At 43.4% G+C, this 16287-nt stretch carries 15 protein-coding genes; 12 read left to right on the forward strand and 3 right to left on the reverse strand.

What is annotated here, in order from left to right:
- The first annotated feature begins 7 nt into the window (after positions 1-7).
- Both JFC08_RS08235 and JFC08_RS08240 read left to right on the forward strand, forming a co-directional pair.
- On the forward strand, positions 8-745 hold the full coding sequence (locus JFC08_RS08235) for a DUF4230 domain-containing protein (RefSeq protein WP_198330371.1): 738 nt from the start codon (positions 8-10) through the stop codon (positions 743-745).
- 169 nt (positions 746-914) lie between these two features.
- On the forward strand, positions 915-1076 hold the full coding sequence (locus JFC08_RS08240) for a hypothetical protein (protein WP_198330372.1): 162 nt from the start codon (positions 915-917) through the stop codon (positions 1074-1076).
- Between the two features lie 93 nt (positions 1077-1169).
- Here JFC08_RS08240 and JFC08_RS08245 read toward each other — a convergent pair whose 3' ends face one another.
- Positions 1170-2864, reverse strand: a complete 1695-nt coding sequence (locus JFC08_RS08245) for a cryptochrome/photolyase family protein (protein ID WP_198330373.1) — start codon at positions 2862-2864, stop codon at positions 1170-1172.
- Positions 2865-3074: 210 nt separating this feature from the next.
- On the opposite strand from JFC08_RS08245, the gene JFC08_RS08250 reads away from it, so the two are divergent.
- From JFC08_RS08250 to JFC08_RS08295, 10 genes are all read left to right on the forward strand, one after another.
- A complete protein-coding gene (locus JFC08_RS08250; protein WP_198330374.1) occupies positions 3075-3758 on the forward strand; it encodes a phosphoribosylanthranilate isomerase in 684 nt (227 codons plus the stop codon).
- A gap of 101 nt (positions 3759-3859) precedes the next feature.
- Positions 3860-5134, forward strand: a complete 1275-nt coding sequence (gene trpB / locus JFC08_RS08255; protein WP_060490515.1) for a tryptophan synthase subunit beta — start codon at positions 3860-3862, stop codon at positions 5132-5134.
- Between the two features lie 12 nt (positions 5135-5146).
- Positions 5147-5899 carry a hypothetical protein gene (locus JFC08_RS08260; RefSeq protein WP_198330375.1) on the forward strand — a complete coding sequence of 251 codons (753 nt, stop codon included), beginning with the start codon at positions 5147-5149 and terminating at the stop codon, positions 5897-5899.
- 38 nt (positions 5900-5937) lie between these two features.
- Positions 5938-6762, forward strand: a complete 825-nt coding sequence (gene trpA, locus JFC08_RS08265) for a tryptophan synthase subunit alpha (protein ID WP_198330376.1) — start codon at positions 5938-5940, stop codon at positions 6760-6762.
- Between the two features lie 269 nt (positions 6763-7031).
- A complete protein-coding gene (accD, locus tag JFC08_RS08270) occupies positions 7032-7994 on the forward strand; it encodes an acetyl-CoA carboxylase, carboxyltransferase subunit beta (RefSeq protein WP_198330383.1) in 963 nt (320 codons plus the stop codon).
- A gap of 228 nt (positions 7995-8222) precedes the next feature.
- Entirely contained in the window at positions 8223-9626 is a 1404-nt protein-coding gene (gene folC, locus JFC08_RS08275; RefSeq protein ID WP_198330377.1) for a bifunctional tetrahydrofolate synthase/dihydrofolate synthase, read from the forward strand.
- A 258-nt stretch (positions 9627-9884) separates the two neighbouring features.
- A complete protein-coding gene (locus tag JFC08_RS08280; RefSeq protein ID WP_198330378.1) occupies positions 9885-11081 on the forward strand; it encodes an SPOR and LysM peptidoglycan-binding domain-containing protein in 1197 nt (398 codons plus the stop codon).
- Positions 11082-11379: 298 nt separating this feature from the next.
- Positions 11380-11910: a DUF2726 domain-containing protein gene (locus JFC08_RS08285; protein WP_045446569.1), complete on the forward strand. Its 531-nt coding sequence runs from the start codon at positions 11380-11382 to the stop codon at positions 11908-11910.
- Positions 11911-12153: 243 nt separating this feature from the next.
- Positions 12154-13611, forward strand: a complete 1458-nt coding sequence (locus JFC08_RS08290) for a hypothetical protein (protein ID WP_198330379.1) — start codon at positions 12154-12156, stop codon at positions 13609-13611.
- Positions 13612-13729: 118 nt separating this feature from the next.
- Positions 13730-14992, forward strand: coding sequence for a DUF5723 family protein (locus tag JFC08_RS08295; protein ID WP_198330380.1), 1263 nt, complete (start codon positions 13730-13732; stop codon positions 14990-14992).
- Positions 14993-15060: 68 nt separating this feature from the next.
- On the opposite strand, the gene JFC08_RS08300 is transcribed toward JFC08_RS08295, so the two are convergent.
- Positions 15061-16023, reverse strand: a complete 963-nt coding sequence (locus JFC08_RS08300) for a DUF1853 family protein (protein ID WP_198330381.1) — start codon at positions 16021-16023, stop codon at positions 15061-15063.
- Positions 16024-16171: 148 nt separating this feature from the next.
- Positions 16172-16287, reverse strand: a 116-nt coding sequence (locus tag JFC08_RS13990) for an IS3 family transposase (protein ID WP_338101664.1), incomplete at its 5' end; no start/stop codon positions are given.

Raw genomic sequence — 16287 nt, forward strand, 5'->3', positions numbered from 1 at the left:
TGTTTATATGAATAATCCTGACAATCGATCTCCTGTTAATAATGATGCGACTAACTCACAAGCGAAAAAACCCATTGCGATGATGTCGTGGATGATATTGCTCATCGGTTTAGCAGCTATCGTCTTTGCTATTTATAGTGTGCAGAATATAACCAAGGAAGAGCCGATAGAAACCATTACTCGTGAAGGCGTGGTCACACAAATCCAAAAATTGAATCGTTTGGAAACGGTGGCATTCAGTGTCGATACCGTCATTACCAGTCAACGTCCTGGCAGTTGGATGAAGCTGTGGCAAGACGAGCAAAAGGGTTTGTTTATCGCGCGCGGACGAGTGGAGGCGGGGATTGATTTAAGTGCACTTACCCCAGAAATGGTACAAGTGGTGCAGCCTGAAGTTAACGTCGATGAGGTACAAGAAGCGGGTGCTAATACGCCAGTTTCAATGATGCCGAAAATCAATATTACCATCCCACCATCAGAGATATTTTCGGTTTATCTAGACGATATCGAGATTTATGATTGGCAGACTGGTGCTTTTGGCATGATGCAAGTCGATCCAAAAATATTGCAACAAGCGCAAAGTATGGCAAAAAAAGAAGTGCTCGAACGCGCTTGTCGTGGTGATGTCATGAATATGGCACTAGAAAATGCGCAAACCCAACTGCAACAGCTATTTTCGTTAACTGGCGCAGTTGTGACGGTAACGACTCAAGGTGCAGGCGCGTGCCAGATGCCAGTAAAATAATGCATACATAATTTTATTAGAGCCATAGACTAGATAGTCATACGTTAGCTTATTAATTGGAAACACTTAAAGTAACGCCATTTATATTGTATAGTAGAGCTTATCTATTATTCATAATGAACTTATAAATAATCGTTGGTAATATAACCCTATACAAAAGGTGACGTATATGACAACTCTTAATAATAAACCGTCTTCTAAGCCTGAACGTCAGCTTAATAAGCGCCCTAAATCGAAAGAATCGCTTTCTTTTGCGACATGGGTGCTGTTAATCATAAGCTTCACTCTACTAGCCTATGCCTTATACATTATCCAAACTCGTATCTTGTAAACTCTAGCTGATACTAGGAAGGGTAGATAATGTGAGTAAGATGCCATAGCTGAAACTCTTAGTAAATTGAGGTTTTAGTGTTGATGTAATGCGTCACTGTTTTTTAAATTCAGCAATCGCTAATTGGCGAGCCGCTTTATGTTCGACCATCGGTAATTGGTAATCAATGTCAGCAAATTTACCGCCCTTTGCTAGTGCTTGACGCATTTTATCCTCGCTATGCAAGATGGCGGCAGGAATGGCTTTTAGCTCAGGCAGCCACGTCTTGATAAATTCGCCATCGGTATCGTGGGTTTTGGCTTGGCTAAAAGGGTTCATAATGCGAAAGTAAGGTGCAGAGTCGGTCCCAGTCGATGCGCTCCATTGCCAACCCCCATTATTGGACGCAAAGTCACCATCTATCAGCTGTTGCATAAAGTAGCGCTCACCTAAGCGCCAATCAATCAATAAATCCTTGGTCAAAAACATCGCCGTGACCATCCGCAAGCGATTGTGCATAAAGCCCGTTGCATTCAGGCAGCGCATTGCCGCATCGACTAACGGCACGCCAGTTTTACCTATGCACCATGCATTAAATTCCTGCTGATTATATGACCAATTAATCTTGCTATCGGTTTCCTGTTTATAAGCTTGATGGCGTATTAATTCGGGCTTATAGTCTAAAACATGACGGTAAAAGTCACGCCAAGCCAGCTCGCTTATCCAGCGGTTAATGTCGCTATTATTAGTGTTGTCAAAGCTATCCCCGCTATCTAAGGCGTCACCATCATTCCCATGTAATTCTCCCAGTGCTTTGCTTAATTGTAGGGTAGCTTGTAAGTAGCAACGTCTGGGGCCGATTGCGCCAATAGTCAGGTAGGCAGATAGCTGACTGGTGGCATTTAAACTGGGTACATCGCGACTGATATCGTAGTTATCAATATCCTCAGCGATGAAATCTTCTAAACGCTGGCAAGCTGCCGCTTCGCCAGCAGGGTAGGCTGCCCGAGCGTGCTCAAGCTGTACGTCTATATCCATGTGCTCTAATAAACCAGCATTTTGCAGTGCCTTTTGATAATCTTCGCCTACTTCTTTACTTACTCTTTCTATATCTTCGATAGTAGCACTGGCGTTTGAGACTTCTAGTTTGGCTTTAGTGTTGCCATTTATGGCGGATGCCTCATGCATTTGTATGGTGCTGATATCCAAGGTATGCCGCCATTTTTTATAAAATGGGGTAAACACCTGATACATGCTATCGTCATTGGTGGTGATGGTTTGTGGTGGCAAGATACATTGATCATGCCAGCGGACAAATTCTATATCGTTGTTTGCAAGCTGTTTGGTTAATTGCTCATCACGCTTAATCTCATTGCCTTCGTACTCGTGATTTGCCATCACAGTGCTGATCTGGTTCGCGCTACAGATATCTAGCATCGCCTCAACACAGTTAGAAAAGCTTGGACAGAGCTGCACTGTTAAGTGGATGTTTAATTGTGTTTGCAGAGATTTGGCTAGGATAGGCAAGGTACGAGCGATATGGTCAAGCTGTGTCAGCGACATGTCATGTGCTTGCCATTGTTCAGGCGTCACGAAGTAAATAGCGCTTACTGAGGCGTTATCCGCATTTGCCTGCTCGCAAAGCGCAGCTAGAGCGGTATTATCATGAACTCGCAGGTCACGACGAAACCACATTAAATAATGTGCTGGATTTACGCTAGTGGCATCGTCATTAGTGTTGACATTGCTTGTTTCGGTGCTATCTGTGCTATCGGTGTTATGAGACGTTTCCGCCGCCGTTTTAGACATTCAACTATCCCTCTATTAATCAATCGCAATCATAAACAAAACTGGTAATAAAAGTATGCTAGGATAAGTTTTTGGATGCAATGGATTTACCATTCAATTAACAAATCCTCATATTTACGCTTTAGCGTTGGCAATTGACGTTTACTTGCCGTCAATGTAGCGAAGACAGTCTAATAATGTCGCACTAAGTGTTATATCTAAGGTCACATCATGCACGTTAAGTTTTGCGGATTTACCCAGCCTAATGATATTAAAATTGCCGCCCAGTTGGGTGTTGATGCGGTTGGCTTGGTATTTTATCCGCCCAGTCCACGCGCTGTTACTATCGAGCAGGCGCAATCGTTAAGTGCGTCTTTGCCAGCTTTTATAAGTATAGTGGCTCTAGTAGTGAATATGCCGCGCGCAGAGCTGATAGAATTAGCGAATCAGGTCGCTTTTGATATCATTCAATTCCATGGTGATGAAACACCGGAGCAATGTGCGCAGCTGGCCAGTGCGGTCAATAAACGCTGGATTAAAGCGTTGCGTATCAATGCTGACCAACACACCGCCGCTAGCGTAAGTGCCGAGATTAATGAGTTTGCCGCCGCTGGCGCGAACAGTATCTTATTGGATGCTTACCATCCCCATAAATATGGCGGCACAGGGGCACGTTTTGATTGGAGTCTGCTACCGCAAGACAGCTCGCTACCTATTATTTTAGCGGGCGGACTGGATGCCGATAATGTCGCTGCCACTTTAGATTTGCCTATTTATGCGGTCGATATCAGCGGTGGGATTGAGTCTGACAAAGGCAAAAAAGACGCTGCCAAAATGCGTGCCTTTATGAAAGCGGTAAAACGCGACCGATGGCAAAATGAGACGCTTGGCGAACCTTCGAATATCAGTAACTAGTGTTTTAACCGTGAATTTTTATCCGTTAAATAGCTAATTACTTGGAAAAATTCCCCCCTTATTTATCTTAAAAAATACCACTTATTATAGTAGGAATTATCATGAGTCATGTCGCGAGCAAAGATCTATCTACCACTGCTAAAGCAATCAACACCTTTACTAATCCAGAAAGCGTACAAGATTTCAATCAATATCCTGATGCCCGTGGACATTTCGGCGTGCATGGCGGTCGCTTTGTCTCTGAAACCTTGATGGCAGCACTAGAAGAGCTAGAAACGTTATATAACACAGTCAAAAAAGACCCTGCGTTTTGGGAAGAATATCACAATGATTTGGTCAACTATGTCGGCCGCCCAACGCCTTTATATCATGCTAAGCGTCTCAGTGATGAGATTGGCGGTGCGCAAATTTATTTCAAACGCGAAGACTTAAACCATACTGGCGCACATAAAGTGAATAACACCATTGGACAAGCACTACTTGCCAAAATGAGTGGTAAAAAACGTATCATTGCTGAAACGGGTGCAGGTCAGCATGGCGTAGCGACGGCGACGATTGCCGCGCGTTTAGGGCTTGAATGTATCGTTTATATGGGCGCGGACGATGTCGAGCGTCAAAAGATGAACGTCTATCGTATGCGTTTGCTCGGTGCGACGGTTGTGCCAGTGACTTCAGGCTCACGTACCCTAAAAGATGCCATGAACGAAGCAATGCGTGATTGGGTTACTAATGTCGATAGCACCTATTACATCATCGGTACGGTTGCCGGTCCGCATCCTTATCCGTTATTGGTACGCGATTTCCAAGCGATTATCGGTAAAGAAGCACGTATTCAGCATCTGCAAATGACGGGTAAATTACCAGATGCATTAGTCGCTTGTGTGGGTGGTGGCTCAAACGCCATTGGCTTGTTCTTTGATTTCTTAAACGATACTGACGTTAAAATGTATGGCGTTGAAGCAACGGGTGACGGTATCGAAACGGGTCGTCATTCAGCACCATTGGCTGCTGGTCGTATCGGTGTACTGCATGGCAACCGTACCTATTTGATGGCCGATGATGAAGGTCAAATTCAAGAAACGCATTCTATTTCAGCGGGTCTTGATTATCCTGGCGTTGGTCCTGAGCACAGCTTCTTAAAAGACATGAAGCGTGTTGAATATGTCGGTTGTACCGATAAAGAATCGCTAGAAGGCTTTCATGAAGTCACGCGCAAAGAAGGAATCATCCCTGCGCTTGAATCTGCTCATGCCGTTGCTTATGCATTGAAGTTGGCTAAGACGATGACGCCTGATCAAACGATTATCGTCAATATGTCGGGGCGTGGTGACAAAGATTTGCATTCAGTGATGAAGGCGGAAGGGATTGAGTTGTAAAAGGACGTTTTTTTGAAGACAGATATGGTGGACTTAGTAAACTTAGTAAACTTAATAAACGATAGGTTTATTGAGTTTACAAGGGAGCAGGTATTTTCTAAAGAAACCGATGACTTTCTAGGCTTTGCTCAACAAAAATTTAAGCTAAATTCGAAAAATGATTGGAACGAAATTATTGCTTCTGAGGATATTTTAGAAGACTCTAATGAAGCCTTAAAAAGTTTTTTGAAGTTTGGTTTATCAGGTCCTACCAAATATAATGATTTGGGTGAGAAGTATCTGAGATTATATGGAGTTTTGAATGCTGTTTACCAACAGCAACAAGCTATTCTACATATATTTAAGCTATTCAATTGTCCAAATCCAAAATCTATAAAACAAGAATTCAATAATTTATCTATAACACAAGCTCGTCATAAGCTAGGTGCTCATAGTATTAATTATACTATCCAAGGTGATTCTGAGACTGAAATGTTTGTACCTGTTAGATTACAGTTCGATGATTATGAGCTGACATATTTTAACCCTAAAAATGACGAAAGTAATAATATTGACCTTAAGTTAACTATTGAAGAGCATAGCAAACTAATCTGTAAGACTTATTTATTGATAGCTAATAAAGTTATTAAGACAGTCTACAAGGGTAATATCAGTAAGCAGGAACAGGTATTATCTGGTTTCAATAATCTAGAAAAGGTTATGAATGGAGCATGGTTAGTACAAGGTCAAAATGGCGACACTATTATCAATATAAAATTTAAATAATAACTTGTCTGAAGAGATAGATAACTAAAGAGACCACTATGACCCGAATTGAAAGCACCTTTGAAACTTTAAAAGCACAAAACAAAAAAGCCTTGATTCCTTATGTAATGGCAGGCGATCCTAATCCAAGTAACTTCGTTGGCTTGCTACATGACTTGGTCAAGCACGGCGCCGATATGATCGAAGTAGGCTTACCGTTCTCTGACCCGATGGCAGATGGCCCAGTCGTCGCTTTAGCTGGAGAGCGTGCATTAGCCGCAGGTACGAGTACACGTGATGCACTAAAAATGGTCGCGGAATTCCGTCAGCAAGACACGCAGACGCCCATTATTTTGATGGGTTATCTCAATCCCGTGGAAATCATTGGCTATGACAACTTTGTCGCGTTATGTGAGCAGTCAGGTGTCGATGGTATTTTGATGGTTGATTTACCACCAAGCGAGGCGGGCAGTTTTACCCAGCATTTAACTGACCATGCGATGAACGAGATTTTCTTATTGTCACCAACCACTTTACCTGAGCGCCGTGAGCAAGTATTGACCCATTGCGGTGGTTATATTTATTATGTGTCATTAAAAGGCGTGACAGGTTCGGCAACGCTTGATACTGATGATGTTGCGACTCAAGTGCAAGCGATTAAAGCAGCGACTGATTTGCCAGTATGTGTGGGTTTTGGTATTCGTGATGCAACGTCTGCCAAAGCGATTGGAGCGCATGCGGATGGTATTATTGTCGGTAGTGCCTTGGTTCAAAATTTTGCTGATATAGATGCAAATGATAGCACTGCGGTTGCCGCCGCTCAGCAAAAAATCATGGCAAAAATGGATGAGCTACGCGGTGCACTTGATAGTTTGAGTGCCTGAGTTAAATAAAGTTAAATTATCGTCACTTAAATCGTCATGGCACTATGAATAACAATGTTTATAAAGACAGGGTCAAATGACTTTGCTAAAGTTAGTTTACGTGTGTAAACTAACATCACATATAAATTGTTACTGTTTCACGAAAGCGTGCCTTATAACTGCGCTTTATAGCTGCGAAAGTTATGAGAATATGTGACGATTAAACTGATCCTTATAAATCGATTCTTAGGGACAAGCGCATGAGCCAGCTTGTCGATAAGCCTTTGATAATGGCGAATAATATGACTGATACGATAATAAAACCTGATATGACGACTCCGAACCATACTGAAAAAAGTAACGCTGAGCCAAACGGTAATACGGCTGGGCAATCCTGGTTTAATCGCCCGATACCGGGTATTAAACAGCAACTGACAGCGCCTTTGACAGCAGTAGAGACTGAACCGTCAACCAAGTGCAGTAATTGTCATTCGATGATTACCAATACGGCACTGATTTTTAACTGCTATGTTTGCCCGCATTGCGATCATCATTTACCGATGAGTGCTCGTGAGCGCTTAAACTGGCTACTCGATCAAGTAGACGGTGAGCTTGGACAACAATTTACGGCCAAAGATCCGCTAAGATTTGTGGATAGCAAGCCGTATCCGCAGCGTATGACAGAAGCACAAGATAAGACAGGCGAGTCTGAGGCGCTGATTGTGCTGTACGGTAAGCTGCGCAATCTTGATGTGGTGACTTGTGCCTTTGACTTCCGCTTTATGGGCGGTTCTATGGGCTCAGTGGTTGGCGATCGTTTTGTCCAAGCAGCTGAGAAAGCACTGGCAGACAAAGTGCCTTTAGTTTGCTTTGCTGCCTCCGGCGGCGCACGTATGCAAGAAGGTTTACTGTCTTTGATGCAGATGGCTCGTACTGCCGCAGCGATTGAGCGTTTGAGAATTGCTGGCGTGCCGTATATCGTGATCTTGACCAATCCTGTTTATGGCGGTGTGACTGCATCGCTCGCTATGTTAGGTGATATTCATTTAGCAGAACCAAAAGCCATGATCGGCTTTGCTGGTAAGCGCGTGATTGAGCAAACGGTTCGTGAGACGCTAGAAGAGCCGTTCCAGCGTGCCGAGTTCTTGTTAGAGCATGGTGTGGTCGATGAAGTGGTACATCGTCATCAAATGATTGATACCATTTATCGTCTGCTGGCAAAGTTAAGCCGCATGCCTAATGTTGATGCCTAACTTGCTCATCGGCTTGACTAACGGATAACTGAGTCTAACACTGCATATTATGTAGCAGAATGCTCAATTTTGCTGACTAAGTAAGACCAATCAATAGCATTTATCGTCAACAGCGGTAAATGCTATTTTTGCTTTTTGGGCAGGTAGTTATATACTGTCTGTACTTTCTTAATGAATGCTTTCTCATTGACCATTTTTTATTCAAATATTTCAATATAGGCTGTGTCCATGTCCGACTCTCTACTTTTTAACCCTAACACTCCCAACAAGCATTCTAGCTTGACCGAATGGCTCGATTATATGCAGCAGATTCATGTATCGGCAATAGATATGGGGTTGTCGCGAGTTTTGCCAGTTGCCGAGGCGTTAGGCGTGGTACAGTCAGCCAAAGACGATGCTTATGTATTTACGGTGGCGGGCACCAATGGTAAAGGCTCAACGACGGCTGTCATCGCGCAGATGTGCCAAGCAGCAGGTTATAAAACGGCTCTGTATCAATCACCGCATCTAAGTGTATTTAATGAGCGCGTGCGTATCAATGGCGAGATGGTCAGTGACGAGACGTTAATTGAAGCCTTTAATAAAGTAGAAGCCGCACGATTAAAATGTGATTTAACCTTGTCCTTTTTTGAGATGACCACACTTGCCGCATTATTAATATTTGCCGAAGCGGACTGCGATGTTTGGGTATTGGAAGTCGGGCTGGGTGGGCGCTTAGATGTGGTCAATATCATCGATGCTGATATGGCAGTGATTACCAATATCGCTATCGATCATGTCGATTGGCTAGGTGACAATGTCGAAGATATTGGCCGTGAGAAAGCAGGTATCTTACGTGATGGTATCAGCGTGGTTTATGGTGCTACTGCAATGCCAGTCAGTGTGCAGCAAGCGATTGATAAGCATCAAGCAACTTGTTATCAAGTTGGGCGAGATTTTGATTATCGTGAAGTGGATGCAAGCGCTTGGCAATATAGCAATGCTGCGGTCACCATGCAGTTACCGCGCCCAGCACTATCATTGACCAATACTGCCACTGCGTTATCAGCAGTGCTCGCAAGTTCGTTAAATGTCGATAGCACTGCTATCGAGCAGGCGCTGCAAACGGTCAGGCTCGCTGGTCGCTTTGATTATCGTGAGACCCACAATCGCCATTGGCTGTTTGATGTCGCGCATAACGAGCAAGGCGTTGAGTTTTTATTGGCGCAATTATTACCGCTTTGGCAACAGCATCTAGCCAATCAAAATAGCTTTGATGCTCTCAATCACAGCAGTAATCCACATAGTAATCATATCAGTCAAGCTATAGGAAAACCTGCCAGCATTAAAATGCTATTTTCTATGTTGGGTGATAAAGATATCAATAAAGTCGTGCAGCATTTGACGATAGCGGGCTTACCGATTAGCGATTGGTATATCGCTGAGATTGATTATCCACGTGCCGCGAGCACCGAGCACCTGCAAGGTATCCTATCGAGCTATGTCGACAATGCTCAAATACATGAATTTAAACGTTTATCAGAAGCGACCGATGCAGTTATCAATGCCAGTCAGCCGCAAGACCTTATCGTGGTATGTGGCTCCTTTCATACGATCGGCGAGGCACTGGCAGCACTTGCGGTTGATAATTAACATTAAAATGGTGCTTATTTAATGTTAATCTTAGTAGTAGCATGATGGCAGACAGTATGAAAAATATGCTTTATAATCAAAGTGATTTGGCAAGTTGCTCTATAATGGCATTAAACGCTTGGCATAACATTTAAAAACGGATGGACGCAACTGGTGGCAATGACACCTATCAAGGCTATTAAAACTATCTAAACACAGTTTTGAGACGACAGTTGCGCCGCTCAATCAACCTTATTACCAACTAAGAGACGTAAACGGATGAACTTTTCGAGACAAGCCTTATTGGGCATTGGGATGATTATCGGCGGTAGCGTGATGCTATACGCCATGGTGCAACAGATTGGTGATAGTAATGAACCACAACCAGCGTTAGCAATGGTAGATAAGCCAAGCCCTGAGCAAGAGTCTCCTCAACCGCTGACGACGGATATCGAGACTGAAAAACGTATCTTGGCAGAAAAACAAAAAGAGCGCGCTGCTCGTGTTGCTGAACAAGAAAAACGTGCCCAGCAGTTCTTAACCGAACAAGAAGCCGCTGAGGCGGAAGCATTAGCAAAAGCCCGTGCAGAAAGTCAGCAGTATATGGCCAGTAGCGCAGCAGCTGCTGAAGAGAGTGACAAATCCAAATCCGACGCGGAAAAAGATGCCGCTACAACACCAATAAAAAAGACTAGCGCTGCTGAGTCAGCTGAAAGTGAGACAAACACTGGCAACCAGCAAAAAGCTGCCCAAGCGCAACAAGAAGCTCAAAGGCAAGCGGCGATTAAAGAGCAGGCTGTAGCTAAGAAACTAGCAGACAGTAAAAAAGAAGCGGAAGCAAAAAGACAAGCGGATGTTAAGAAACAAGCGGATGCTGCGGCTGAGAAAAAACAAGCGGCAGCAGAAGCGGCTAAAAATGAGCCACCAAAATCGCCTTCTGACTATCAAGTTAAAAGAGGAGATGGGCTGATTAAACTGGCGCGGCAGTACAATATGCCAGTAGAAGTGTTGGCACAAGCGAATAATCTGTCACCGTCGACATCGCTACAACTGGGTCAAAACATCACCATTCCATCACGTAAGCAAGTGGAGCGATTAGCACGTGAAGCGGCAGCGGCTGAGCAGGCACGCGAAGACAAGCGTCAGAAAGAAGAAGCTTTAGCCAAAAAATCAGCGGATGCTAAGCGTGAAGCACAGCAGAAACTCAGCGAAGCCCGTAAAGAAGTCAAAGAAACCGACGCCAAAGGCAGCTTTGGGGTGCAAGTAGCATTGGCAAACGATCAAGCCAAAGCTGACGAACTAGCAAAGAAATTTAAATCTGCTGGCTACCAAGTTAAGACTAGTCCTACCAGCCGCGGGGTTCGCGTCATCGTCGGTCCTGAGCGCGGTAAAGTGGCGGCGTTAGCGTTAAAAGATAAAATTAATAGCGATCCCAAGGTCAATACGACCAGTGCTTGGGTTTTATACTGGCGCTAAAATAGTGTGAAAATCACTATAATCGGATGACTGTGATTGCTAAATAAACAGCAGAGTCTTAGTTAGATTTTATTGTTTTATCCGAGTTTTATTCAAACACGACATTTATTGTCGTGTTTTTTGTTTTAGTGTTTGCTGATTGGCGTAAGCTTAGCTACGATGTGCGCCGATTCCCCCTGATTTTTTCTGTATAACGGGTCAGCCTATAAGGGCTGTCCTGTCGCAGTTGAGTATGTATGTCACTCTATGAAAGTCGTCATACATATTTGGCTGCCTTAATCATGTATAAGGTAAAACCATGTCATTTGGTGTTATATTTTTAATATTGGCCGTTGGGTTTTTAGGGCTGATTACCGTACCAAAGCTGTTGAAAAGACCTCCAGTTGTTGAGCCTGATCCAAAGCCAGTACGCGGTGATGAGTTGGCTATTTGGCCGTTTGCGCCGATGCCGATTATGACGGATACGGAAGTCATTTTCTTTAATAAGCTAAAAAGTGCGTTGCCGGAATATCATATTTTCGTCCAAGTTCAACTGTCACGCATTATCGAAGGCAATAGCAGTGAGGCGTCCGAGCGTAGCTTTTGGTTCAATCGTATCTGCCGTCAAAGCGTCGATTATGTGATTGTGGATATTGATGCGCAGACCACGCTGGTTGCTATCGAGCTTGATGATTGGACACACACGAGTAAAGCGCGTCAAAAGGCGGATGACAAAAAAGACAAAGCCCTTGCTAGTGCCGGTATTGCTATTGTGCGCTTTCACGCTGAGCGCATGCCAAGCGCAGATATGCTCAGGTACGAGCTGATGCAAGTGATTGAAAATTATTGATAAAGTATCTTTGGCAGACAGTTAAGATTAGTCGCAACAACGGCATTTATTTTTTTGTGTAACATTGCTGTTATATTCGTTTACTTTATAGATAAGTTGTTTAAATAAGAGTATTATTGTTTTAAAGCAAACTTAAGTTTTTTAAATTAAGAGGCGCTTTTTTGAATTAAGGCATTATTTGCTTAATTGGATAAAGATTTTGGTGCTTCTCGTTTTTAAAATCACTCTATAAAGGACTGTGTTATGAAATTTTTTAAATTGAGCGCATTAGCGTTAGCCAGCACGTTAGCGTTAGCAGGCTGTGGTGATGACAACAATAATAGCTCTTCTAGTAATGGTACTAATACGCCAGATGTGCCAGTTAAGCCGCCTGTCGATAATAGTTTGTCTGAGATCGAGCAAGCGAAAGAGATGATTCGTACCGCCAAGTTATTTGTCAGTGACAATAAAGCGGTTACAGATGCTTACGAAGATGTAAGTGATATCCTTACAGAAAAGCAAGATACACGACTTGGTTATACCTTCGATATCCCAAGTGATCTAAAATACTATATGGAAGAGAATGATGTATCACAGCTCACGGCAGCGGACATTACTGCACTGGCTAATGATAAAGAGTTTGAAACAGCATTAGGAAATATAGTCTTGACCCCAGAAAAAGACTTTTTAGCGACGTTAAATACGGATGGTAAGTTTACGTTAACGGGTAGCACCAAGGTTGATATTGAAGAATACGATTATGTGTATAACCCACAAACAGGTTTGTACGGACCTGTTGTCGTCAATCAAGACAGTTTTAAGGTAGCATTTGATGGTTTTGAAGATGCGTTAAGCTCAAACACCAGTACAGATAACTTTAACGGCAGCTTGGGTTTCAAGAGTATTAACATTGGCACTGGCACTGATATCGTTACCCTCAACTCAAGTACTAAAGGCGCAACAGTCAGTGGTCAATTCAGTGATAAAGTCGTGGTCAATGATGAGTTTGATATCAATGATGCAAATAGAGAAGGCATCACACTAGAAAAGGCGGTCATCAAATTAAGCAGCCTGAAGTTGACGGCTAATGATAGCGTGATTGAAGCAAAAGATTTTGAATTTGCCGCACTGGATGTCAGCAGAAAACTAGCAGATAACAGTCTGGTGGTTAGAACAATCCCTTATAAGTTTGCTATAACGGGCAAGATGACCAAGCAAAAACCGATGACTGATGTAGAGATTACACTGAACGCGACTGCCAATGACGCTGATATAAAGAAATTTATCATAATCGATGAAGTCGGTGATATCGAAGAGGCCGCCAATAAATACGTAGGTATGGAAATAGTATTGTCGATTAAGGGCAAGGTAACGAAAGAGAGCACAACGACGATTCCACTTGATTTCCAAGCCAATCTTAAACGTACTGCTCGTAATGTTATTGAGCTACAAGGTCTGACTGCTAGCGTAGAGGGTAAGAAGCTATTTGTAACCGGTAAGTCAAGCTTAGATAATAACTATGATGTGGTTAGCACCCAGTTTACCGTTGAGCAAAATAAAGCGTCGATCAAGTTAAAGGTTGATGCCAAGGGTGATTTTATTAAAGATAAAATGGGTAAGCTTGGCGATATCATGGTTAACGGTAAAGACTACGGTGATTTAATGGATAATGATGGCAAAGTTACTGCCAAATTTACTGATGATAGTTTAATTATTCTATAATCAGATCATGTGTCACATCGACTCTCAACCGTTGTTAGTAGCGATTGAGGTATAGCAACAAAAAAAAGAGACAGATTCCTGTCTCTTTTTTATGCTCTCTAATAAACGTGAGAAATTTATGCCATATAACGTTTCAATTCTCTATGGTTTTTTACCTAAACGCTTAGCATCGCATTTATACAGCCGTACCAAGTTAATCACTACGCCAGCGATTGCCGCTATGATGATATCCAGCGCTGCGGTTGCTGATAGTGCAGATATACCAGCTGCTGATACGAATTTTTACTTCTACCCCCAAGCGACAGGGTTGCTAGACAGTCAGACCAAACAATCAGACGCACAGATAGAGTGGAGTGTGATGGCAACGGCTCATAGCCCAACACAGCCTATCTCAGCATTTTTAGACGATTGGAGTGCCCCTTTGGACTCGGGTGATCATGCTTATGCCCAAGGTCGGACGTCGCTTGAGATTCGTCCTGCGGGCAGTGCGATTAGCTACGGTCTAGGTTGGCGTTATGATTATTTAATGACGTTTAGCAAAGAGACTGCCGAAGTTTATTGGCAGTATGAAAATAAACAGCCCTCAAGTACCAGTCAAGATTATCCGTTATTTTTGGAAGCCAAGCACAATGAAAGATTCGGTGCTAATATTGGTCTGACGCAGCAGCTCATGCCTAACTGGCAATTGACGACTCGTGCCAATCTCTGGCAAGGACTGCATGCATTAGAAGGTAAGATAGTTGGCGATTTAAGCACCAGAGTGTTGCCAAATAATGAGGTGACAGACATACGAGACAGTTTGGATAAAACCAACGCTTACATCGATTATTACTATGATGAACCGGCTTTAGGGGAGGAAAACCTAGACTGGAACCCCGCGAAACCTTCGGGATATGGTTATTCGCTCGATTTGCAGCTCACCGGTCAGTTGTCTGATAGTACGCAGTTGTCTCTGAGTGGCTACGATATCCTTGGACGTATGCACTGGAAAGACATGCCAAGCACTCGTTATGCATTGGATTATGACGTCAACGGCAGACCTCTCTATACGATTGAAGGGCAGCTTAGCACTGATGATGTCACACAGACATTGCCATGGCGAGTGGAAGGTAGCCTTCAGCATCAGCTAGACAGTCAATGGCAGCTCGGTCTACATGGTCAAGTGAATGACATTCAAGACTTATATCAATTATCCGCAGGCTACCAAACGTCCAACGATGCTTTCCCCATTACGGTGACGGGCTTGATAGAGCCGCAAACGCAAGCATTGGGTCTTGCTGTAGACAGTCGTTATGCTGGCATCAAATTGCTGACCGACAGTCTCGATTCAGAAAAAGCCAAACGCAGTGAGATTAGCTTGTATGGACGCTATGCTTGGTAGCTTCATTGCATTGCATTAATAAAGCAGATGGCTAAAGCGTCGATGTGCATATAATGCGGTGGACGTTACTAAAATTTATCATGCGTTTTGTCGCGCTGTTCAGGATAAATGACGATCGGACTATGACCTTCGAAGTATAGTCCTGTCGTAGGCATAGGCATTGCGTCGTTTGACCAAGCTACCTGCGGCTGTCGTCCATCATAGCAGTCGCGCCTAGTAAACCATTCGATATAATGGGCAGCTCGTAATGCCCTTATATCAAGCGTCGCAAGATTAGTCATATCGGTGTTATCGCACCATTTATGTATAGGAAAGCTTGGCGCTAACCAAGGCGGATAAGTAAAATTACAGGTATTGATTGGCAAAAAGAAGCGTCCTTTAATTATCCCATAACGCTTATCAATTTTAACTTGTCCATGCTTTTCGGTATCTACCCATACGGTACGAAACTGCTTGGTTTGCATATGGGTCATTTTATGCTGTAGATTGTCCTTGGAATTAATCCCAACCCAGTTCTCAGGAGCAAACGGCGCTGATCCCATAAAAAACTTAATGGCCAATTCCCAGTGTTCGGTGAGCTTGTCTTGATGATTGTATAAAATCAAATCCAGCTCACCAGTCGTCTGCTTACCGTTATACAACTGGACGTTACTGGCTAGGGTCTCATACGGATGTAGCTTGCGCGCAAAGCCATCCTCTAGCCAAAATGACAGTAATCCTTCAAAGTGAAAACCCAAGCGATTAGGGCTAGGCCGCTTGAGTAAATAGCGAGTCAGCACCTGATAAGCATTGGTGCTATCTAGCTCTTCCAAACGCTGCTGATACGCTGCAAACTGCATTTGCCAAAAGTGTGCGCTATGTACCGATACGGTATGTGTATTCTGATGCGGTGCAAAGTCCAGCCATTCGGTTAAGACGTTAGGGCACGCCAGCACATATGCCAAATCACGTACATAAGGCCGCTGGTACATTTCCCAAGGTGCGTTATTTGTGACATGAGTAGATAAGGGCTGGGCTATAATTTTGGACATATGATAAGTCATCATAATGGTGTAGCATTTACCCTAGCTGCTCGCTTGCCAAAAGTCTATAGATGACAAGTATCGGTTAGGGTAGTGCTTGATTGTGCTATTACTAAAGTGAACCGCCCCGAGTATATCGGAGGCTGATCTACTTGAGTCAGGCAGCAATGCCTGACAGGATTAAATTATCATAATACCGCTTTTCAAACTCAAAGGGTGACACATAACCAATCGTGCTATGCAGTCGTGTTTTATTGAACCAGTCCACCCATT

Origin of the sequence: Psychrobacter cibarius (assembly GCF_016107535.1) — a bacterium.
Taxonomy (GTDB): Bacteria; Pseudomonadota; Gammaproteobacteria; order Pseudomonadales; family Moraxellaceae; genus Psychrobacter; species Psychrobacter cibarius.

Bases quoted from the DNA above. Each gene is read 5' to 3' on its own strand.
- trpA (WP_198330376.1), top strand. From the start codon at position 5,938: ATGACCCGAATTGAAAGCACCTTTGAAACTTTAAAAGCACAAAACAAA.
- JFC08_RS08290 (WP_198330379.1), top strand. From the start codon at position 12,154: ATGAAATTTTTTAAATTGAGCGCATTAGCGTTAGCCAGCACGTTAGCG.
- JFC08_RS08240 (WP_198330372.1), top strand. From the start codon at position 915: ATGACAACTCTTAATAATAAACCGTCTTCTAAGCCTGAACGTCAGCTT.
- JFC08_RS08280 (WP_198330378.1), top strand. From the start codon at position 9,885: ATGAACTTTTCGAGACAAGCCTTATTGGGCATTGGGATGATTATCGGC.
- JFC08_RS08235 (WP_198330371.1), top strand. From the start codon at position 8: ATGAATAATCCTGACAATCGATCTCCTGTTAATAATGATGCGACTAAC.
- JFC08_RS08245 (WP_198330373.1), bottom strand. From the start codon at position 2,864: ATGTCTAAAACGGCGGCGGAAACGTCTCATAACACCGATAGCACAGAT.
- JFC08_RS08300 (WP_198330381.1), bottom strand. From the start codon at position 16,023: ATGTCCAAAATTATAGCCCAGCCCTTATCTACTCATGTCACAAATAAC.
- folC (WP_198330377.1), top strand. From the start codon at position 8,223: ATGTCCGACTCTCTACTTTTTAACCCTAACACTCCCAACAAGCATTCT.
- trpB (WP_060490515.1), top strand. From the start codon at position 3,860: ATGAGTCATGTCGCGAGCAAAGATCTATCTACCACTGCTAAAGCAATC.
- JFC08_RS08250 (WP_198330374.1), top strand. From the start codon at position 3,075: ATGCACGTTAAGTTTTGCGGATTTACCCAGCCTAATGATATTAAAATT.
- JFC08_RS08295 (WP_198330380.1), top strand. From the start codon at position 13,730: ATGCCATATAACGTTTCAATTCTCTATGGTTTTTTACCTAAACGCTTA.
- JFC08_RS08285 (WP_045446569.1), top strand. From the start codon at position 11,380: ATGTCATTTGGTGTTATATTTTTAATATTGGCCGTTGGGTTTTTAGGG.
- accD (WP_198330383.1), top strand. From the start codon at position 7,032: ATGGCGAATAATATGACTGATACGATAATAAAACCTGATATGACGACT.